Annotated in this window: 16 protein-coding genes and 1 pseudogene; 11 read left to right on the forward strand and 6 right to left on the reverse strand. The window is 54.8% G+C overall.

Going from position 1 to position 20894, the window contains the following annotated elements:
• Positions 1-12: 12 nt before the first annotated feature.
• Both GOW98_RS21800 and GOW98_RS21805 read right to left on the reverse strand, forming a co-directional pair.
• Positions 13-1029 carry a ParB/RepB/Spo0J family partition protein gene (locus GOW98_RS21800; protein ID WP_170336030.1) on the reverse strand — a complete coding sequence of 339 codons (1017 nt, stop codon included), beginning with the start codon at positions 1027-1029 and terminating at the stop codon, positions 13-15.
• Positions 1030-1167: 138 nt separating this feature from the next.
• On the reverse strand, positions 1168-2574 hold the full coding sequence (locus tag GOW98_RS21805) for an AAA family ATPase (protein WP_170336031.1): 1407 nt from the start codon (positions 2572-2574) through the stop codon (positions 1168-1170).
• 426 nt (positions 2575-3000) lie between these two features.
• Between GOW98_RS21805 and GOW98_RS21810 the strand changes: the two genes are divergently transcribed.
• Positions 3001-4014 carry a replication initiator protein A gene (locus GOW98_RS21810; protein WP_170336033.1) on the forward strand — a complete coding sequence of 338 codons (1014 nt, stop codon included), beginning with the start codon at positions 3001-3003 and terminating at the stop codon, positions 4012-4014.
• A 254-nt stretch (positions 4015-4268) separates the two neighbouring features.
• Positions 4269-4880 carry a VPLPA-CTERM sorting domain-containing protein gene (locus tag GOW98_RS21815; RefSeq protein WP_170336035.1) on the forward strand — a complete coding sequence of 204 codons (612 nt, stop codon included), beginning with the start codon at positions 4269-4271 and terminating at the stop codon, positions 4878-4880.
• Positions 4881-5335: 455 nt separating this feature from the next.
• Here the strand turns inward: GOW98_RS21815 and GOW98_RS25880 are convergent.
• Positions 5336-6028: pseudogene (locus tag GOW98_RS25880) on the reverse strand (NAD(P)-binding domain-containing protein).
• Positions 6029-6558: 530 nt separating this feature from the next.
• Between GOW98_RS25880 and GOW98_RS21825 the strand changes: the two are divergent.
• Positions 6559-7935 carry a hypothetical protein gene (locus tag GOW98_RS21825; protein WP_170336038.1) on the forward strand — a complete coding sequence of 459 codons (1377 nt, stop codon included), beginning with the start codon at positions 6559-6561 and terminating at the stop codon, positions 7933-7935.
• A 130-nt stretch (positions 7936-8065) separates the two neighbouring features.
• Complete coding sequence (gene xrtD, locus GOW98_RS21830) at positions 8066-9682, forward strand: VPLPA-CTERM-specific exosortase XrtD (RefSeq protein WP_254438117.1); 1617 nt, start codon at positions 8066-8068, stop codon at positions 9680-9682.
• A gap of 61 nt (positions 9683-9743) precedes the next feature.
• On the opposite strand, the gene GOW98_RS21835 is transcribed toward xrtD, so the two are convergent.
• Complete coding sequence (locus GOW98_RS21835; RefSeq protein WP_170336040.1) at positions 9744-10817, reverse strand: acyltransferase family protein; 1074 nt, start codon at positions 10815-10817, stop codon at positions 9744-9746.
• Between the two features lie 101 nt (positions 10818-10918).
• Here GOW98_RS21835 and GOW98_RS21840 point away from each other — a divergent pair, with 101 nt between their 5' ends.
• From GOW98_RS21840 to GOW98_RS21870, 7 genes are all read left to right on the forward strand, one after another.
• The gene (locus tag GOW98_RS21840; RefSeq protein WP_170336041.1) at positions 10919-11803 is read left to right on the forward strand and encodes a glycosyltransferase family 2 protein; all 885 of its coding nucleotides are present in this window, start codon (positions 10919-10921) and stop codon (positions 11801-11803) included.
• A gap of 191 nt (positions 11804-11994) precedes the next feature.
• The gene (locus GOW98_RS21845; RefSeq protein ID WP_254438118.1) at positions 11995-12945 is read left to right on the forward strand and encodes an ExeA family protein; all 951 of its coding nucleotides are present in this window, start codon (positions 11995-11997) and stop codon (positions 12943-12945) included.
• A 178-nt stretch (positions 12946-13123) separates the two neighbouring features.
• Positions 13124-14527: a lipopolysaccharide biosynthesis gene (locus GOW98_RS21850; protein WP_170336043.1), complete on the forward strand. Its 1404-nt coding sequence runs from the start codon at positions 13124-13126 to the stop codon at positions 14525-14527.
• 44 nt (positions 14528-14571) lie between these two features.
• Complete coding sequence (locus tag GOW98_RS21855) at positions 14572-15372, forward strand: CpsD/CapB family tyrosine-protein kinase (RefSeq protein WP_170336045.1); 801 nt, start codon at positions 14572-14574, stop codon at positions 15370-15372.
• A 217-nt stretch (positions 15373-15589) separates the two neighbouring features.
• Entirely contained in the window at positions 15590-16489 is a 900-nt protein-coding gene (locus tag GOW98_RS21860; RefSeq protein WP_170336048.1) for a glycosyltransferase, read from the forward strand.
• 405 nt (positions 16490-16894) lie between these two features.
• Positions 16895-18163 carry a nucleotide sugar dehydrogenase gene (locus GOW98_RS21865; RefSeq protein ID WP_170336050.1) on the forward strand — a complete coding sequence of 423 codons (1269 nt, stop codon included), beginning with the start codon at positions 16895-16897 and terminating at the stop codon, positions 18161-18163.
• Positions 18160-19413: a glycosyltransferase family 4 protein gene (locus GOW98_RS21870; RefSeq protein ID WP_170336052.1), complete on the forward strand. Its 1254-nt coding sequence runs from the start codon at positions 18160-18162 to the stop codon at positions 19411-19413. The genes GOW98_RS21865 and GOW98_RS21870 overlap by 4 nt, the downstream gene beginning before the upstream one ends.
• Positions 19414-19448: 35 nt before the next feature.
• Here the strand turns inward: GOW98_RS21870 and GOW98_RS21875 are convergent, their stop codons facing one another.
• Both GOW98_RS21875 and GOW98_RS21880 read right to left on the reverse strand, forming a co-directional pair.
• On the reverse strand, positions 19449-20090 hold the full coding sequence (locus GOW98_RS21875) for a PIG-L deacetylase family protein (protein ID WP_170336054.1): 642 nt from the start codon (positions 20088-20090) through the stop codon (positions 19449-19451).
• 4 nt (positions 20091-20094) lie between these two features.
• The gene (locus tag GOW98_RS21880) at positions 20095-20874 is read right to left on the reverse strand and encodes a sugar phosphate nucleotidyltransferase (protein WP_170336056.1); all 780 of its coding nucleotides are present in this window, start codon (positions 20872-20874) and stop codon (positions 20095-20097) included.
• Positions 20875-20894 lie beyond the last annotated feature (20 nt).

A 20894-nucleotide genomic window follows, 5' to 3' on the forward strand; every position in this document is an offset into this window, starting at 1 on the left:
GCGCGAAACACTTCAGACCTGTGCGGCCAGCCACGTCTTCAGCCGTGCGTGCAGATCATCGGTCATCCCGGTCAGTGTCAGGGACTTACCATTGGCAGAGCGGGTCAGGGTGACCGGTCCAATCGTTTCGCCTGAACTGGTTAGCGCATTGCGGTCCTTATTTAGAGCCTGTTTTTTACCACTCCCCGCCTGCGACAGGCGGCTCAACAATGCCGCTTCAGCCTCAGCCGTATCCGGTTGCGCCTTGTCCAATTCTCTGGCGCTGCGCGCACCCAATGCAGGATCTTCCTTCAACGCTTTTGACAGGCTCAGCCCAAGCCGTTCCGGGATCGCTGCGGCAAAGCGCAGATGGTCGTCCAATGCGTGATAGATGACAATGAACGAGCCTATCTTGGATCGTTTCGCCCGACTGACCGACGCAAACAACCCCCGCAGCGCCGAGCCTTCATCCGGATAGACACCTTGCTCGGCCGCGCGGGCCGCAATCCGGGCGCGTTCATAATAGGACAGTCCGACACGGATCTCGTTTTCCTCGACCATCGCCAGATAGGCGTCCGAGGCGCTCTCGGGCCGTCTGAGCAGCGCTTGTACCGTGGCAAAGCGCTCTTCTCTTGTTTCCGCGTGCAGCGCCTTTAGCGCGGCCAGGCGGCGCCAGCCGGAAATCAGACCAAACCGCCCCTCAGCCAGCTTCACCACTTCGATCGGCGTTTGCTGGCCTCGTGCGCGCAGACTTTCGACCAGAGCGGCCATTTCATCCCCGTCCACCAGGATACGGTCACGGACCAGATGGGTTTCCTCAATCGAATTCAAAGGCACCTGCTGCACCAACCGACCCTCGGCACGGGCGGTGCGGATTTCGGCACTCAGGTCATCCACTGCGGCCTGCAAGGCCGTATCGCCGGCGACCTGCGCAATCGGTGGCGCAGATTGAACGGTTGGAAACATGGATTTTGTCTCGGGCGCTGCGCCCGGGGTGTCAGCAGGCAGAAAATCGGTACGAGCGGGGGTTAGCCGTTTGCGTTTTGCCATCTCAGGTTTCTCCTTGTCCGGCCGTCATAGACTCTTTTGCATGCCATGCGGTTACTAATGCCTGCGGTCTTCCGGGCGCCCCGGAAGGAGGGCCGACATGTTTCGCGCGCGAAACATCGCACAGGCAGGGCAGGGACCTCATGACACCGGCTCCGGGTGCTGTTCGGCCTGCAAGGCCAGTTCCTCGCGCCGCCAGACGCCCACAACCAGCCGCTTGAAAGCCGCATAGGTTTCGTCAAATGTCTCGCGCCCCCGTGCATAGGTCTCACGGTTGAAGTCCCGGTAATCGGCTTCATAGATGCCGTTAACCTGTTCCCCGGCCTGACCAATCAACGCCGTGAATTCCTGCCGGTGGGGCGACAGAGCGCTACCCAGATAGGATTGCATCAACCCCGCCAGTTCCGCCTGCTGCGTGCCGTCATACCGGGTGATCACCGTGCGCACAGCATCCCATTCAAAGGCCATCTCATCGCGCCCCAAGGCACGGGCCGCCATGTTCTCACCCTCCTCAATCGACTGGAAAGTGGAATGGAGCATGTCAAAAAACCGCCCCGTGGAATCGAACTCCAGAAAAGAGGCCCCCATCGGTACTAGCAGGATATCTGCCGCCGACAGCCCGTTAATCGTCAGATAGCCAAGCGCAGGGGGGGTATCGATGAAGATGAGGTCGTAGTCGTTCAGAACACCATCGGCCTCGAGCGTTTCGACCAGCGCATCCCACAGCTTCCAGCCGCGCGCCTGCATTCTCCAGACCGGAATCTGGAACTCAGCCCAATAAAGGTTCAGCTGTGCACCGATCAGATCGATATTGGGCCAATGCGTTTTCTGGATCAGGCTGCTTGCGCGGGTATCCAGTGCCTCCATCAGCGTGTCATCGATAGGGTGGGGGGGCTCGCCCCGGTCCAAACGCCCCTGGTTTTCTCGGCGCAGATGTCCGGCATAGTGGCGCGCCAACAAGGGGAATACGGTCTGCCATTCATCCGTAACCTTGCCGCCAAAGATAGAGGTCATTGATCCCTGGCTGTCCAGATCAATCACAAGCACCTTGTAGCCGTCCAGTGCCGCGGACATCGCCAGATGCGCGCAGGTAGAGGTCTTGCCGACACCACCTTTGAAATTGGCGACGGAAACCAGTTTGGCAGGCAGCCCTTCGGGTCGGTAAGGGCGGTACTCTTTGGCCTTCGATCCTTCCGAAGCAAAATGAGTGCGGAGCCGCAGCACCTCATCCAGGGTGAACCATTTGGCCCCACCTTCGGATTCCGACCGCCCCTGTGGCAGATCCGGGTTGGCCTTGAGCACCCGGCGAAAATGAGGGGCCGCAACCGGGATCAGATAGCGGGTGATCTCCCAGGTGGAAAACAGACGCAGATGCCGTACTTCACCATCCTCAAGGCCTCGGCTTGCAAGGTCTTGGCGTCCCTGGGTGCAGGCATTGGCAATAGCTGCGAAGTTGGCCGTGGTGGAAGGATTGCCCAGCTCGGCAAGGGCCGTGTCGGGATCAATATTGAAATAGGGTGGGAGCCCGTCTTTCGAGGATATCGCCATGTCTCATCTGCTCGATATGCTGTGTTTTCCCAAGTGTACCACAAAACGCGACACATGGAAGAACTACTGACATCACCCGATATTTTCTATGAAAATCAAAGGGCTGAGATCATGAGAAATGATGGATTTATAAGGGTGTCCGATTTTTTTAGTTAGAATATAGTTATTTATTAGTTAAGGGTGTACGGCGTCCTTAGTAAGATATTGAAAACTAAATAATTTATCCACTTCTTTTGAACTCAAGTGAATCTGAACCCACGATCTAGTGACTCTGATCCCACGTTGCTCTGACTCTGAACCCACGATCCGGCGCTTTACCGGGTCTGTGGATAACTTTAGGGTGAGCGTCAATAAAACCACGAAAAGATTCGGGTAGATCAGGGGCAGAGGTATGGGCTGGGGCGTTTCAGTTCTGAGCAATTTTCTATGAGCAGAGATGTAGCTGCCGGGGCAGGGGGGTTGTTGCCGGATCGGTATCCAACAGCGGATTTTTTTGTTTGTGACATCTTTGATGCGCTGCCCAAGACAGACATGGGATCGATGGAGCATCCGATGTTCTCACTGTCTACGCGCCCTGACCGGCGTATCCTGTGCTATGAGCATAACGGGGTGGAAATCACCGTCACGCCCTCGGTACGGGGGCTGGCAACAATCCATGATAAGGACATCCTGATTTTTTGTATCAGCCAGCTCATGGGAGCAATCAACGCGGGGCGCGCGGTCAGCCGGGTGCTGCATCTGAAGGCGCATGATCTGCTGGTGGCGACCAATCGCGAAACGTCAGGCGATGGCTATAAGCGGCTCCGTGAGGCGTTTGAACGACTGGCTGGCACCCGCATCACGACCAATATGGTAACCGGTGGGGTTGAGACGACCACAGGCTTCGGCCTGATCGAAAGCTGGGAGATTGTGCGCCACACCCGGGCCGGGCGGATGGTCAGTGTTTCGGTCAAGCTGTCGGACTGGCTGTTCCGGGCCGTGCTGGCGAAATCGGTGCTGACGCTCAGCCGCGATTACTTCCGCCTGCGCAAACCGCTGGAGCGGCGCATCTACGAACTGGCCCGCAAGCACTGCGGGCGCCAACCCGACTGGCGGGTCTCGGTCGAGACGCTGCTGAAGAAATCCGGTTCTGCCTCACCGCGCCGGGTGTTTCGCAAGATGTTGCGCGACATGATCGCGGCCGATCATCTGCCGGATTACGTACTGACAGAAGAGCCAGGCGATATCATCCGCGTATCGCGTCGCGCTGTGGTCATCGAGGCAGGCGACGGCCTGTCCCTTAAGCCGGAAACCCTTGACGCCGCCCGTGCTTTGGCGCCTGGCTGGGATGTCTACGCGTTGGAGGCCGAGTGGCAGGGGTTTTGGGTCAGCTCCGGCCGCAAGGCGCTGCGCAGCCCGGACAAGGCTTTTCTGGGCTGGGTCAGGAAACGGGTAGAGTAGGCGGCCGCCTGCCGATCCTCCGGTATCTGAAAAGTAGAATCACCGAGTTCGGAGTCTCCTGGCGATATGAAGGGCACCGAGGTTGAATTGTTTCAACCTCTGCGATTGCGTGTTGATTTAATATCTTATTGTTTATCGAAGGTTAGCGCGCGGATCACGCAGAATGTGTCTTTTTCGTGACCTTCGCGGGGTTCTCATAGATTGAATCTGCACATTCTGCTACAGTCAATCGTGGGTAGTTTTGTTTCTAGGTTATGATCGCTTTAGACATGAATAAAATTATTATAATATTTTCCGTCGTTATGATGATGGCCTCCGGGGCGCATGCCGTTACGGTTCATCTCATGAGTGGTGGCGACCTTTCCATCTCAAGAGGTATGGGTACCTTTGATGTTCAAGGCGTTTCCGGCAAGGTTACAGCACACAGCATAAGCCCGTTCGGGCGAGCACGTGTGGCTCAGACCCGCGATGGTATAGGCGTCAAAGCTGGTCGTTTTGACGACACGCGAGCGCTGGATGGTCTTTACGACGAGTGGCTGAAATTCACTTTTGATACGGCGGTACGCTTGGTATCGGTTGTGATGTCGCGTGTGGATAGGAATGATGACTGGGATATCTTTGTTGGTCACAGACGGGTTGCTAATGAGAGCCGTGCTAACGCGTTCTATTTTGGAGATGTGATTGCCTCATCTTTCTCTGTTCGCGCAGACGATCATCGCTGTCACCGCTTCTATTGTAAGTCGACAGACAACTTCGTCATCAAGAATTTTACAGTCGCGCCTGTGCCACTTCCGGCAACCGGACTTCTTCTGATTGGCGGTTTGGTGGGCTTGGGCTTTGTGCGCCGGCGTAAGAAGTTCGCTTGATAGATTTGGCGATTAATGCCGAAGCGCCTGCGAACTTCGCAGGCGCTTTATTTTTATTCAACAAGTCAATTTTCGGAGTCTACATTTTCAACGCTAAGAGCTAGGTCTTAACAACAGTCGGGTTGTCCCGGTATACGCCACGCGTATCGACCAGTATTTTGGCATTTGCGGTAATCATTTCGTAGTCCAAAGCGCTATGATCAGTCAGTAGCAATACTGCGTCAAAGGACGCTATGGTATCTGGCGTGAGTTCAACAGACCTTAGATCAAAGCTGTGATCCCGCATTTTGGAAAAACCGGAACATGGGGATCCTAATAAGCAGCATCACCACCCCATTCGGTAAGCCTCTCCATCACATAAACCGAAGGGTTTTCGCACATATCGTCCACATCTCGTTTGTATTCGATACCGAGAGCTAACAGCTTTGTGCCCTTCAATGATTTACCAGCCCCGTTCAGGGCCCGTAACGACCGTATCTATAAAGGGTAAAGAGCGGTACCTGCTGCGAGGCACTCAGATGTGTGGCCGCCAACCACTTGGGGATCGTCTGGGTGCTATAGGTGGGATTGCCCGGATCTTCCCGCTCGGGGGAACAAACCAAATAGACGTCTTCACCCACAACTAATCCGGCATTCTCAACGTAAGTCCATAGAACTTCCGTTGTTGTCCCCGGGTACGTTGTACTCTCAAGGCTAAGCAACTGACCCTTTCTGAATTAAGGTGCGATGGTGCGCATCGTGCCCTCGACAAAGCCTAGGTCTGGTTCGCGGTGGCTGTTTAGCGGCGTCGGTACACAAATGATTAGTGCATCACATTCGGCAGTGTGCAAAAAGTCAGAAGTTGCTTCGAACCCGTCGGCGCGCATCCTGCCAATCGCATCACATGAAATATGACCGATAGGGCTGCCCCTGTTGCTCATCTGTTCGATGCGCTTTTCGAGAATATCAAATCCTACTACCTTGAAGCCAACTTCTGAAACAGAGATGGCCAACGGTATACCGACATAGCCCAAGCCTATAATCCCGACTGTGACTTGGCGAACTTCTGTTCGCGGAACGAAATCCTTCACCTGTAACTCCTCAATGTCCGATTGAATGCAATTGATTAAGCGCTCTGGTTCAGGACTTCTGTAAAGGGGCCGTTTCACTCAAGCGGTTTTGTGTCAGCAAATTGGCTGGCCTAAGTGGCGTTGTCAGTTCTTTCCGGGAGCGCAGTGGAACTTGTATATCACCCTCGGTTTGCTCACCGCGACTGTGACAGGATAAGGTGTTTGTGTTGCAAAATGAATCTGGCCCTAGGTGGAAGCCTTAGTAAAGCAGTCTTAATCAGGCCGTTCGACCTAAGTTGAAAGGGTTGAGCATATAACGCTCCACATATAATTTTGCCCTGAAACAACGAGCCGCAAAAACAGGTTGGTCGCCTGTATGATTGACCAGGTCACCGTTAGCATGATGTCGTGATGTATTGCGGCGAGGCGGGCGTTCACCAATTGTTGCAATCGCAATACGGAGCATATCAAAGGACGTCTAGGTAGTTCTTTTTTAGCGACTTGCAGCGCAAGACGCTGTAACACTCCAAATAACGGCAACTCAAAATTGCCGACTGTTGATCGCATCAAACATTCATAACCAAAGTAGCAGCGGTGGTGCGCAGAATAACTAAAATATTGAGGCAATTGTGGGAAGGCATCTGATCTATCGCACCCTTTTGGTTGGCACGTGGTTTCTTTGCTGCTTGCTGCCCGCCGCCGCTCAGGAAAACGGCACCGAAATTGTCCTTGGTTTCAGCCAAAGTCTGGAGACTGACGACAACCTTGATCTTGACTCGGTCAGTCAGGGCAGAACTTCCTTCGCTTCCACCGGATTGTCGTTGGGTCTGAGCCACGAAACCCCACTTGACCGGTTTGGCCTGACGGCGTCCACGGTTCTGCGCGCTGCGGATGGACCTGGTACGGATTCAGGTTTGGATGACCAGAGGATTGACCTGACCTACGACCGCGCGGGAGCACAATCAGCCTTCGGTTTCAACGCAAGCTATTTTCAGTCTAACATTCAGTTTCTTCGGCCACTTGCTGACTTCGAAAATGCTGAGGGTGAGATCGAACTCCCGCCCGATCTGGACGATCTGAACGGCACTGGCAATCGTGAACGCTACAGAGGTGGATTGGAATTCGAACTTGGTCGTGACTCACCGATCGGAGCCGCTTTCACCACGAATTATCTATCACTTAGATATACCGACACCACTGATCCTGGGTTGATCGATACCGATCGTTTCAATCTGACCGGCGACGTGTTCTTGCGCTACGCCCCCAGAGCTGAAGCATCACTGGGAGCGAGTTACCGGCTTTTTGACGAAGACAATACCCAGCAGACACGGCGCGAAACCACGACGGGTTATGTCGGGTTAGGGTTTGAACTGTCTCCGATCTGGCGTCTTGATACGCAGATTGGTTATACCACGATTGACACGCGAGAATTCGGCGTTGTGACGCGAACTGATGGCCCAACGGGACGGCTGGACCTGGAAAGAGACATGCCAAATGGCACTGCGGGTGTCGGGCTTGAACAGATCGTGACCGAAGACGGAGATATTCGTAATTTCCTGATCCTGCGCGATCTGGAATTGCCCACCGGCAGCTTTGGGATCACATTTGGCGTGGCGGATTCCGAATTGGACAATGCAGATTTCATCGGGTCTCTGAATTGGATTCAGAATCTGCCGAGGGGACAGATCAGCGCAAGGTTCCGACGGTCACTGGATTTCGATGATCAGCGGGGTAATGTGCTCAGAACTGCTCTGTTCTTGGGCTATTTCCACAACATCAATGGCGTATCCGGCATCAGTCTGGATGCGGCCTATACAATCACGGATGAGTTCGACGATACGATTGATCGAGCCAACTTTACCGCTGCCTATAGGCACGCCTTGACCGCGGACTGGGCTCTTAGTGCCGGATACCGGTATCGAATGCGTGAGGAAATTGAAGCTCAGCGCGCGCAATCTCATTCTGTTTTTGCCACAATCGATCGGGAATTTATACTGAGACCCTAAAAAACAGACAAATTATGATTTAACCCTACTGCACCTGGGGCTATTCCGGCGGGCTCGCCCTATTGTTCACTGCAGTTTGAGTAGCAATTATTAATCTCTTTGGTAAGCTTCACCCCGTAAAGATTGCCAGATGTTTCTTTTCGAGTATCAGATGGAACGAGCGGATTTGACAGCGCCGGTTAGCCAGGTAAGATCCTTCAATCCGGTTGGACTGTTCTGGTTTACATTGTTGGTTCTAGGCTCAACCCCGATCTTCTGGATCGGAATCGTATCGCTGGGTAAAGCTTGGGCAACCGCTGAATACAGTCACGGCCCGCTGATCCCGGTCATCTCTCTCTATCTGTTCCTGCGCGAAATGCGCAATTACCCGCCCCCGCCGGGTGAAGTCCGAGACCGGTGGCCGGGAATTATGGTCATTGCATTCGGGTTGGCTGTGGCGATCCTGGGCAATCTTGCCAAGGTGCCCGATATTGTCACCTATGCGATGATCATCTGGACCGGCGGCGTGGTGCTGACAGTGTTTGGCTGGAATATCGGTCGTCGACATCAGCTACCGGTGCTGCATCTGATCTTCATGCTGCCACTGCCGAATTTCATCTACTGGAAGCTCACGATCTTTCTGCAGGGCATCTCCTCGGTCATCGGGGTCTGGTTCGTGCAGCAGGCCGGTGTCTCGGTCTATCTGGATGGCAATATCATCGATCTGGGCGTCTATAAGCTGCAGGTAGCCGAGGCTTGCTCGGGTCTGCGCTATCTGTTCCCAATCCTTAGCTTTTCTTATCTTTTCGCGCTGCTTTATCGTGGCCCGATCTGGCACAAGGTGCTGCTGCTGGTCTCGGCCGCGCCGCTGACCGTGCTGATGAACTCGATCCGCATCGGCGTGATCGGTGTTCTGGTCAATCATCACGGCATCGAAATGGCCGAAGGGTTCCTGCACTTCTTCGAAGGCTGGGTGATCTTCCTGACCTGTATTGCTATCCTGTTTGCCATGGCCGTTGCGCTACAGCGCCTGACCCCAAACCCCAAACCGCTGGCCGAAGCGATCGATCTGGACACCAGCGGCCTGTTGCATGTGGCCGAACGCATCTTTGCCATCCGGCCCTCGCGCGCCATGGCTGCGGGCGCGCTGCTGACGCTGGCAGTATCGGCGGTCTGGCTTCTACAGCCCAGTTCGGACAGAGAGCCAATTGATCGAAGCCCCTTTGCGCTATATCCGCGCCAGCTAGGAAACTGGTCAGGGTCGGCGGCGCTTCTGGACCCGGATGTCGAACGCGTACTGGGCGCGACCGATTACCTCAACACTACCTATGCCGCACCGGGACAGAACGGCTATATCAACATGTTTGTCGCCTTCTACGACAAACAAACTGAGGGTGACGGCATCCATTCACCTGAGGTGTGCCTGCCAGTGGGCGGCTGGGAAATCTTCAGCCTGGAGCCCTATCAGATTGATCCGGGTGTGCCTGCTTATGGTACGTTTGAGGTAAACCGTGCTGTCATCCAGAAAGGACTGCAGAAGCAGTTGGTCTATTACTGGTTCGAACAGCGCGGCAAACGCCAGACCAACGATTTTGCTGCTAAACTCGGCGTTGTAGCCGATGGTCTGATGATGGGTCGTACCGATGGCGCGCTGGTCCGCTATGTAACACCGATCCATGAGGGTGAGACAGATGCTGACGCGGATGCCCGATTGTTGGGTTTTGTTGGAGAAAGTCTACCGCGCCTGCCCAGATTTGTGCCGATGTAGGCTCGAGTCCTCGGATATGGCCGTTTGGAGCTCGGCTTACCAAAGCGTATCGCAATAGCTTTTAGCGGAGCGCCTTGGGCTCTCTGTTCAGGCCGAACAGGCGCAAAATCACGGGCTTGGCCGCCATGGATGGTGCCTCGATCCATTGCCAAGACAGGATGGACAGGGCCAGGGTCGGCGGCAGTGAAAACAGGATATTTTCCAGTGGCGACTGCGGGCCGAACAGGTACACGGCAAGCCCCTGTATTGGAAAGGCATAGACGTAAATCCCGTAGGAATAGTCTCCGAGGTTGTTGAATTTGCGGATCGCGCCGCCGGGAATATAGGCCAGCCAGAAAGTTGCCCAGACCAAGGTTAAAATGAAGCTTGGTGTCGCCAGAACCGTATCTTTGGTAATCCAGGCCAGCGCTGCCAGTGGTATGAGTGGCCAGAATGACAAGATAATCCTGTCGCGCCAGATCCAGAAAGCGATGCCAATGGCAAAAGGTACGGACAGCCTGTGAAACGCTGTAACCAACCCGGGCAATTCACTCGGGAGCAGAGCCAGTGCCAGCCAGCCTACGACATAGATTGCCAGTGCCAGCGCTGCTCTGAAGGGCGTGGTCCAAAATCCTATCAGGCCGGCGAGAAAGACCCCCAAATAACACAGCACTTCGTGCCGCAATGTCCAGATTGAACCGACGACCGCCTCGACCGGCTGATCTGTGAAAACTCCCGGAAGCGTATAGATCAGCGGGAACAGTGCTAGGTCGTGCAGCACAAAGGATAGCGGAGCGCCACCTGACATGTAGTCCCTGAAGCTTAACGTCGTGACCAGCGGGCCCAGCAGGAAGGCGACCAGAAGAAGGTTGACGGCCAGAGCCGGAAACAGCCGCAGCACGCGTGCCAGCACAAAGCTGATCCTGCTGGATGAGCGCTGAAAGCTGGCGGTGATGAGAAATCCCGATATCCCAAAGAAGACATAGACCGCAAGAGTGCCTAGGGACCGACCGAATATGTTGTATAACGGTTCGGCAACAGCAGGTCCCTGAGTGATTGGCCAGGCATGAGAGACAAGTACTGCAGTGGCGGCCACAGCGCGAATCAGATTTAGATTGTTGTCACGCCCCCGACAAATTTCGGAAAGTTTTGGCATTGTCACTCACCCCAATGGAACTAACACTTGCCCCCAGAACATATAGGCGTCAAGCAGGGTATATAGCATAACAAGAAGTGGTTTTCTCAGGGTATAGGTAGATGGGTACTTTACCTCATGTCAGCGTTATTATTCCTTGCCGCGACCGTGAAGACACGGTGATAGAGGCCGTCACAAGTGTTCTCGGACAGGACTATCCGTTGTTGAACGTTGTGGCGGTTGATGACGGGTCCACCGACGGTACGCGCGCGGCTCTGGACAGCATTGAGGATGACAGGCTGTGCGTTTTGTCCAATCCGGGTCCGCGCGGGCCAAGTGCAACCCGTAATTATGGTGTGAAGCACACTGATTCTGAATGGATCGCATTCCAGGATAGTGACGACCTGTGGCTGCCGACGCGCTTGTCCGAACAAATGCCGCAGTTGTCTTCGGGCGCGTTTGTGGCCGGATATTGCGGTATGCTGGTTAAGTCCGACACGTCGCCCGACAGTCCCGCCACAGATCGCTTCCCGCGCCCTGGAACGCCCCCCCTGTCGGGAAATATTCTGGTATCTTTGCTGCATTCCAGCTTCATTTCGACCCAGATGCTGATTGTGCGTCGCGATATTTTTGACCGGGTTGGTGGCTTTGATGAATCGCTAAATGCCCTTGTTGATTGGGAATTGATGCTACGCATCGCTCAGGAAGGCCCCATCGACTACATTGATTCCGATCTGGTTGTGCAGCGGATGAGCGCCAATTCTATTACGCATTCCAATCCAAAGCGTGTGGCCTCGCAGCAGAGAATACTGGAATTGCACTATGATTTGTTTTCCCGTGAACCTGCGGCACTTGCAAAACATCATCATCGCATCGCTGGCGGGCTGCGGTCATTGGGCAACTGGTCCGAGGCGCGTGCGCATTCGGCGCAGGCCATCCGGATGGGGGCAGCGCATCCGCGTTATCTTTTGGGATGGCTGCGCTGCGCAACGCGGACAGGTCTATGATAAGGCAATTCAGTGTGTCAGATCGCAGTTGAGAGTGTTTAACGCGAATATTCCTTAAAATTTCCACAAATCTGTGTCATTTGAAGATGTGGTCTTGATTGGATAATCAAATATTTCTGTATTCATGGCGCTATTAGGCCATGTCAGTATAGGTCGTGTAGTTTATAGTCGGACAAGTTCCGGTTGTATCTTTGGGTTTCGGTGTTGAGGGTTTGTCGGTCGTTATGAACTCAGGTGATTTATATATTAGCCACTTTGGCTTGAGTGAGCGGCCATTCACATTGTTGCCGGACCCCGGCTTTCTGTATTGGTCCTCCCAACACAGACACGCGTTTTCCATTCTGGAATTTGGCGTCATGTCGCATGCGCCTATCACGCTTATCACCGGCGAGATCGGTTCGGGGAAGACGACTCTGCTTCAACAGCTGATCAGCCAGATGGAGGACAATGTCACGACTGGGTTGGTCTCGAATGCCCAAGGTGGGCGCGGGGAAATATTGCAATGGGTCCTCAATGCCCTGAATGTATCAGTCGACTCTCAATCGTCTTATGTGCAGCTTTTTCAAGCCTTGATGGATTATCTGATCGGTGAATATGCGGCTGGTCGCCGTGTGGTTCTGATCTTTGACGAGGCGCAGAACCTATCGCGGGAAGGCTTGGAAGAGCTACGCTTGCTGACAAACATAAATTCCAACAAGGATGAACTCATTCAGCTGATCCTTGTTGGGCAACCGGAATTGCAGGACATGGTCTTGCATCCGCAGATGCGCCAGCTTGCCCAGCGGGTGGCAGCAAGTTTCCATTTGCCTAGCATGGATGCTGAAACAACTGCCGGCTATATTGCGCACCGGCTGCGGGTGGCGGGCGGAACGGGGCAGGAATTCGCCACCGACGCATGTGCGCTGGTTCATAAGGCCACAGGGGGCGTGCCTCGGCTGGTGAATCAGCTATGCGAATTTGCGATGCTCTATACTTGGACTGACGAGGCACGCACGGTCACAGCCAGGATCGTTCAGAATGTCCTGAGGGATGGCGTGTTTTTTGGGGCGCATGCGCTGTCGGAAGGGGCTGAAGGAACCAAGCCCCAGATGCTCGTGTTGCGGGACGGCCAAAAGATTCCTCCAGAAGAAAAGACGGGGTGAGCAAAATGAAAAGCAGCCTGATGCAGGTTAACGGAAAACGGGAAAACTGAGAGTGGATCTTCAGTACTATTGGTCGATATTTTCGCGGCGCCTACCGTATTTCTTGATTGTTGCGTCAGTGATAAGCGCAGCATCAATCATCGTCGCCAAAGCCTTGCCGCCAGTTTATGTGTCAGAGATGACGCTAATTGTTGAAGCCCCACGTATTCCGGACGATCTTGCAGCTTCGACAGTGCGCACCTCGGCCCAAGAGCAGTTGCAGATATTGCAACAGCGTCTGCTGACACGGGCCAATCTGCTTGATATCGCCAACGAGCAGAGGGTTTTTGCCGACAAATCGGAAATGACGGCCGACAGGATTGTGCAGGCGATGCGCGCGCGCACATCGGTAAAAGCCAGCAGCCGCCGCGGTTCGGTGCCCCTGATGCAGATCAGTTTCGAAGCGCGTTCGGGACGAATTGCGGCCGGAGTTCTCAACGATTACTTGACGTTGATTCAACAGGAGGATGTGGAATCGCGGACCGGGCGCGCCACCCAGACGCTGGAATTTTTCGAACGCGAGGTGGCCCGCCTCAGCGAAGAGTTGACCGAACGCAATGCGCGCATCCTATCCTTCAAAACTGAAAATGCTGATGCCCTGCCGGAAAGTCTTGATTACCGGTTGAGCCAGCAGACCTTTCTGCAGGAACGCCTGTCCACGACCGAGCGTGAAATAGCAGGGTTGAAAGATCAACGCGAAAACCTGCTTCTGCTTTTCGAAAACACCGGGCAGGTCGGTGGCACCGGTGTTGGTGACCTGACGCCCGAACGTCAGCAATTGGAAGCCTTGCGTCGCGAACTTAGCGAAGCCCTTGCGGTCTATTCGGAACAGAACCCACGAGTGAAGGTTCTGAAATCCCGGATCGCGCAGGCCGAAGAAGTTGTTCGGGCTCAGCCGGATCCGCAACCGGACGAAGAAGCAACAGGTAATTCGCTTTTGGATGTGCAATTGGCCGAGATCGCGACGCGGGTTGGCGTGCTTGAGGCGCAAAAGAGCGCAACCCGAAAGCAGTTGGATGAGATAACCGGCACGATCAATCGGACCCCTGCAAATGCGATCCGCGCGGAAGAGTTAGCTTTGGATCGTGACAATATACAACAGCAGTACAATCTGGCCGTGGATCGCCTGTCTCGGGCCAGCACGGGTGAGCGTATTGAGGTGACGGCACAGGGTCAGCGTGTGTCAGTTATTGAACCGCCAGTGGTGCCAAGTAAGCCGTCGAAACCCAACCGGGCACTGATCGCAGGTGGGGGCAGTTTCTTTGGCATCCTGTGCGGGATAGCTCTGGTTGTACTGCTAGAACTGTTGAACCGCTCGGTCCGGCGGCCCGAGGATCTGGTATCTCGTCTGGGTGTGACGCCCCTCGCAACTATTCCCTATATTGCGACACCGGGTGAAATCTGGCGGCGGCGAAGCTGGAAACTGGCGCGGTTGTTGGTGATCATAATTGCCGTACCGGCAGCAGTTTATGTAGTTCATGTCTATTACCAGCCGCTGGATCTGATCGCTGAACGGACAATGGAAAAGATAGGCATACGCTGATGATCAGACAAATGAACGATAAAGACTGGTAAGGATAGTGCGCGATGGAAAAATTGCAGGTAGCCATAGAGAAGGCCCGGTCTCAACGGCAGCGAACCAGCCCGCCTGTGGCGCTGAAAAAAGCGCCGGAGCGTACCACCACCTTGTGGGAACAACTGACGCCTGTATCGGTATCGCCACGGATACTCGAAAGAAACCGGCTTGTCGCCAGCACCAGCGGCGCAGATTCAGGTCCATTTGACATGTTGCGCACCCGCATCCTGCAGCAGGCCCGGGCGAATAGCTGGAAACGGGTAGCGTTGGTTTCGCCCCATAGCGGTTGCGGCAAAAGCACAACGGCGGCCAACCTTGCCTTCAGCTTTGAACGGCAGTCCGATCTGCGCACCATGATACTGGATCTTGACCTGCGCCGGGTCGGGCTGGCAAAAATCCTGGAACAGGATTGCGTACGCACGATGGGGGACGTGCTGACCGGATCCGTTGCTTTCGCCGATCATGGTCGCAGGCTGAGTGACAACGTGGCGTTGGGGTTAAACAGTAGTCCGGTTGGGAATCCTGCCGAAATTCTGCAAAGCGGTGCGACAGTTGAGGTGCTGAACGCAATTGAAGCCGATTTCAAACCGGACATCATGATCTTTGACATGCCACCATTGGCGGCCGCGGATGACAATTTCGGGTTTCTCAAGAATACCGATTGCGCTCTGCTTGTGGTCGCTGCCGAGCAAACCTCGCTAGACCAGATCGATGTTGCAGAACGCCAGTTGGCAGAGCTTACCAACGTGATGGGTATCGTATTGAACAAATGCCTTTATTCCGAAGGGGCGTATGGATACGGGTACGGGTGAAGATATGGGCGGAGAAATCTCCCGGATAATTCGATTTATGTTGAATAAAAACTCAATATCAGGGGCTGCCTGCGCCCGGAGCGAAGCCGGAAAAAAATATCCACCCAATCGTGCAAAACCCGTGTACCCCGATAGGTATTTGCAGGCCGGAAATCAAATTTATCTACTCTTCTTGTTTCCCACGGATTCCTAGTCACAAACCTTTTGGGGCCCAGCCATGCGCATCTCAGTAGTCGTTCCACACTATAATCAACCCGAATATCTACAGATCTGTCTGGACACGCTCAAAGCGCAAACCCCGGTTTCCGCCGATGTCGAGATCATAGTGGTCGACAATAATTCCATTGAAACTCCCGAGCATGTCTGCGCTGACTTTCCCGATGTCACATTGCTGCGTGAAACAACGCCCGGCCCCGGACCAGCCCGTAACAAAGGTGTCAGCCACGCATCAGGCGAAATTCTGGCCTTTATTGATGCCGATTGTCATGCCCACAGAGAGTGGCTGGCTGCAATCGAACGCGTCTTTGACAATCCCGAAACTCAGGTTGTCGGCGGGGATGTGCGTGTCAATATCCTGAACCCGAACAAGCCAACTTTTCTGGAGGCTTATGAACGCATCTATGCCTACCGTAATGAAAAGTATATCGCCAAGGGGTTTTCAGGCACCGGAAATCTGGCAATGCGCCGCGAGGTTTACGACCGGGTCGGCGCGTTTGCCGGAATCGGGGTGGCCGAAGATCGCGACTGGGGACAGAGGGCCCGCGCGTCCGGCTACCGTATCATCTATGTCGCGGATATGATCGTTTATCACCCTGCCCGGACACAGTTTTCCAAGCTGGTTCAGAAATGGGACCGCCACATCCTGCACGAATACCAAGAAATGCCCACGGGGATGGGACGCATGCCAAAATGGTATGCCAAAGCGGTCGCTCTGGCGGTTTCGCCCCTGGTCGAAGTGCTTCGGATCGCAACCACAAGCAGGATATCGGGTCTTCGGATGCGCTTTCAGGCGTTCTACTGCCTGGTCATGATCCGGCTTTATAGAAGCTATGCGATGATCCGGCTCGGTTCTTTTGGGGCGCAGCGGCAGGCCCGAAACGACTGGACACGATCCTGATGCAGGGCGGAGTTTTCGTGAGGTTCGGGACGAAGAGCAATAGGTCCCGTTACGCCGAAACCAGCACCCGTCGCAGGAAGAATCCGGCAGTGCGTTTTCACCTTTTTAGTGAATGCAGCAGATCGCCAGGAATGTTACCTATCAACACCTCTGGCAACTCGCCGAAACAATCGGACGCAGATCATGGTATCCGTCGCACAGGTAAGGTGGGGTTAGCGCAACGCTTGTATTTCCTGACATGCCAAGTGTTTCTTTTTCGCCCGGATTGTGTCTTTCTATGGTGGAATTCAGGCGACCTAGGATGGGGGCAACAGGAAAAGAATCCGGGATTTTCAGGTGCGGGCGGACCGGCTTGTCCATAGCGTTTCATTTTGATTGTGAGTTTTCAGGATTGGGTAGAGTTTAATGAAGGTTGCGGTATTGGGCCTTGGCTATGTTGGATTTACGGCAGCCTGCTGCATCGCCAGCGAGGGTCATGAGGTCATCGGAATTGACGTAAGCCAGAAAAAGGTGCGTCAGATCATGGCCGGGCAGGCTCCGATCGTGGAGCCGCGTGTGCAGGACATGTTGACCGAGGGTGTAACGGCCGGTCGGATTTCAGCAGACGTGACGATTGCGGCGCATTTGGACGATTGCGATCTGGTCATTGTCTGTGTCGGTACACCCTCAGCGGCAGATGGATCGCACAATATGGGCTTCATCGCGGATGTGACCCGGCAGATCGCGGTGGCATTGACCGCTGATCGGGATCGCCCGCTGGTTGTCGCCTATCGTTCGACATTTCGCCCCGGCACTGTCGAGGAACTGGTCCTGCCGATTTTCGAGGCCGTTCTGGGCGAAGCGGCGCAACACCGGGTTGAGGTGGTCTATAATCCCGAATTCCTGCGTGAGGGCAGCGCTGTCGAGGATTACTTCAATCCTCCGAAAGTGGTGATTGGAACCCGGGATGGGATCCCCAATGCGGCGATGGAGGAACTGAACGCCAATATAAAGGCACCGATCTTTGTCGTTGGCTACCGCGAAGCGGAAATCACTAAATTCGTTGATAACAGCTGGCACGCGGTCAAGGTGGCCTTTGCCAATGAGGTCGGTCGCGTTTGTCTGGCACAGGGTATTTCTGCGCAGCAGGTGCACCAGATTTTCGTTTCGGATACCAAGCTGAACATCTCTCCTTATTACATGCGGCCCGGTGGAGCCTTTGGCGGCTCGTGCCTGCCCAAGGATGTGCGGGCGTTGCAATATATTGCCGCCGATACCGGTGCCAACTTGCCGCTGATCAACAGCCTGCTGGGATCGAACGAGGCACATAAGCACCGTCTGTTCGAATATGCGGTCGAAGGGTTGGAAAAACCGGCACGTATTCTGCTGGTGGGCCTGGCGTTCAAGGCGGGCACTGACGATCTGCGTGAAAGCCCGAATGTCGATCTGGCGCGCAAGCTTCTGGCCGCCGGATTCGAGTTGGAGATTTATGATCCGGGCATTGATGCCACTAAGCTGGTTGGGGCCAACTTGGGCTATGCCTATAGCCAGTTGCCCGTGCTGGAGCGTTTGCTGGTCGAGCGCACCCATGCTGAAGCTGCAAGTTATGATCGGGTTATCGTCTCTAACGCGACGATTGACGGATTGTCCTTGTCCGGAGATCCGGAGATCCGCCATACAGGTCAGTTGCCATGAAAGATACCGATCTGGTCGAAACGCCCCGCATGGATGTGGCCCGGCAGGACAAGCCTCTTAAAGGTCGACGAGTGCTTATCATCGTTGAGAATCTGCCCTTACCCTTCGACCGGCGGGTTTGGCACGAATGCCGGACGCTGCGCGCGGCTGGTGCCGAAGTCGCGGTGATTTGCCCCACGGGCAAGGGGTACGAAGCCCCATACGAAGAGATCGACGGGGTGCATATCTATCGCCACGCTCTGCCGATAGACGCCAGCGGAGCGCTTGGCTATCTGTTGGAGTATGGGGCCGCGCTGTTTCATGAAATGCGGCTGGCGTTGCGGGTGGCGCACCGTCACGGGTTTGACACACTGCAGGCCTGCAACCCTCCCGACCTGATTTTTCTGGTGGCCCTACCCTTCAAGCTTTTTGGCAAGCGGTTCATCTTCGATCACCACGATATCAACCCCGAGCTCTACGAGGCCAAATTTGGCAAGCGCGGGTTTTTCTGGAAGCTCATGGTGCTGTTCGAACGCTGGACATTCCGCAGCGCCGATGTGGTGATTTCGACCAATGAAAGTTACCGTGTAATCGCACAGGAACGGGGTGGGATTGCGTCTGAAGATGTATTTGTTGTGCGTTCGGGCCCTGATCTCAACCGGTTGATTGTGACCGAGCCAAACCCGAACTGGCGCAAGGGTCGTGCGCATATGGTGGGGTATGTCGGTGTCATGGGCGATCAGGAAGGAATCGACCTGCTGCTAGAATCTGCGAGGATCATCGTGCAGGACCGCCGCCGCGATGTGCAGTTCGTCCTGGTTGGCGGTGGCCCCGCGTTGGACGGGTTGAAGGCGCAGGCCGAGGAACTGGGGCTGAGTGATTACGTGACCTTTACCGGGCGCGCACCTGATATGGATTTGTTCGCAGTGCTTTCGACGGCAGATGTCTGTGTGAACCCGGACCGGGTAAATCCGATGAACGACAAATCCACTATGAACAAGATATTGGAATATATGGCGTTTTCCAAACCTATCGTCCAGTTTGATGTAACCGAGGGACGCTATTCTGCAGGCCGGTCTTCGCTCTATGCTGCACCAAATGACACGCAGGATATGGCCAACAAAATTCTGGAATTGCTTGATGATCCTCAACAATCAGCCGAAATGGGCCGTTTCGGTCGCGCCAGGGTCGAGGCGGAATTGGGCTGGGATCATCAGGTCGATGCGTTGATCGGGGCCTATCAGCGGGCGGTAGAAAAGAAGCCGTTCTGACCCGCAGCCATTGCTCCGGGTGCTTCGACCTATCTTCACCCCAATCGCAGCTTTCTGACATAAAACGCTTCGGCCAGCGCGTCCGGGGCGTTGCATTCCAGACCGCGCAGCCGCATCAGGCCGCGAAATGTCAGGTCGTCGAACCAGTGCTTGCCCACCTGAGAGGCGAAACACTCCATTAGCAGCGAGATTTTGGTGTCGGTATCCGCAACAGAGGCGGGGACGAAGGCGTTGGGTGAACCCATGCCACCATCCCATTTCGGAATCTCGTATTCCAGGATCATATGATCGCGGAACGTGTTCCAGGTCAGTTCTGATAGGATGCGGTGATCCTGATGAAGATCCTGCTTGTATTGGGTCAGGATCAGGTCGGGGTCGTGCACTTTCAGCGTTTCCAGAAACGCCTTCACTTCGGCCCATTGATGTGGGAAATGGCCGTCACGGAAATCCTTCAGAATGATCTCGGATGATCCCGTGCCTTCCAGGAAGCGTTCGGCGCTGGCCCGGGCCTCTTCACCGCGGACACCCGAGGCTGCACAGACCACCCAGACGATATGGGCATCCGGATTGTCGCGGATGAGCCGCAAAATGGTTGCGCCCGCACCGATTTCGATATCGTCGCTGTGGGCACCGAGACAGAGCACCGTGCCGAGTTTCCCAAGGCCGAGTTCACGCATCGTCTTAGTCGTCCTTCCAGACCTGCCAGGGCGTATTCCCGGCGGCCACCCGATCATCCAGCGCCTGCTTTTCCTTGAACGTGTCCATGCAGGTCCAGAAGCTTTCATGCTGATGCGCATAAAGTCGCTTTTGCCCGACCAGACGTTCGAAGCCTTCGATCACCAGTTCCTCACCTTCATGCAGATTGTCGAAAATCTCGGGGCGCAGGGCAAAATAGCCGCCATTCATCCACATGCCCGAGTCTTTCACATCCGAGATTTGCGCCACGCGGCTGTCGTTGCCGAAAGACACCAAATGGAAGGAATACGGGGGTTTTACACAACAGAAACCGGCGACCGCATCGGTGGCGGAAAAGCCCTGGATCATTGCATCGAGATCAAGATCGGTCAGCGTGTCGGCATAGTTGGCCAGAAACATTTCTTCGCCGTCCAGATGCTCGCGCACGCGTAAAAGGCGACCGCCGATATTGGTATTCTGACCGGTGTCGACAAAGGTGATGCGCCAGTCCTGAATATCGCTTTGCAGAACGTCGATCTTGGCACCGCCATTCTCGAAGACGAAGTCGTTATTCACCCGCTCGTCATAGTCCAGGAAGAACTGCTTAATCGCCTCGCCTTTGTAACCCAGACAAATGATGAAATCCTTATGCCCGTAAGATGCATAGTACTTCATAATGTGCCACAGGATCGGACGACCACCCACAGGCACCAGCGGCTTGGGAATCTGATCGGAATAATCCCGCAGTCGGGTTCCCTGACCACCACAGAACAAAACGACTTTCATAACTGGTCCTTTTCCTTTTG

It is taken from the genome of Ruegeria arenilitoris (genome assembly GCF_013032445.1).
In the GTDB taxonomy this organism is placed as follows: Bacteria; Pseudomonadota; Alphaproteobacteria; order Rhodobacterales; family Rhodobacteraceae; genus Ruegeria; species Ruegeria arenilitoris_F.